1 protein-coding gene is annotated in these 380 nt (G+C 42.4%); it reads left to right on the top strand.

Annotation, left to right across the window (positions count from 1 at the left end; translation table 11 throughout):
- Positions 1-345 (top strand): type IX secretion system membrane protein PorP/SprF (locus C900_RS27860; RefSeq protein WP_040497743.1); only part of this gene is annotated, 345 nt, incomplete at its 5' end.
- Positions 346-380 lie beyond the last annotated feature (35 nt).

Below are 380 nucleotides of genomic sequence, written 5' to 3'. Positions count from 1 at the left end.
CATGGCGGACTTATTCTACCTTTGGACAGATCAAAGACCGTACAGTTGAACCCTACTATTCTCATCCGGGCGCAAGAGGGCTCTCCGCTGAGTATGGATATCAACGCTGGCTTTATCTTTTACGATGTATTTAGCATAGGAGCTTCGTACAGGAATATTGACGCAATTATTACCTATATCGACCTAAAAATCAGCGAGCAGTTTCACTTCGGCTACTCGTATGACTGGACAACCTCTGATATTAACAAATTTTCCCAGGGTACGCATGAATTTATGCTGAACTACAGGTTCAGGATAAGAAAAATACATGGAAATGTAGAGTGCCCCAGTTATTTTCAGTATTGACCAGTCAAAATCAGCTCAATTGGCAACCTCTGGCA

It is taken from the genome of Fulvivirga imtechensis AK7 (assembly GCF_000331535.1).
Taxonomy (GTDB): Bacteria; Bacteroidota; Bacteroidia; order Cytophagales; family Cyclobacteriaceae; genus Fulvivirga; species Fulvivirga imtechensis.
The sequence above is the reverse complement of the archived record's forward strand: the minus strand, read 5'-3'. Positions and strand labels throughout refer to the sequence as shown.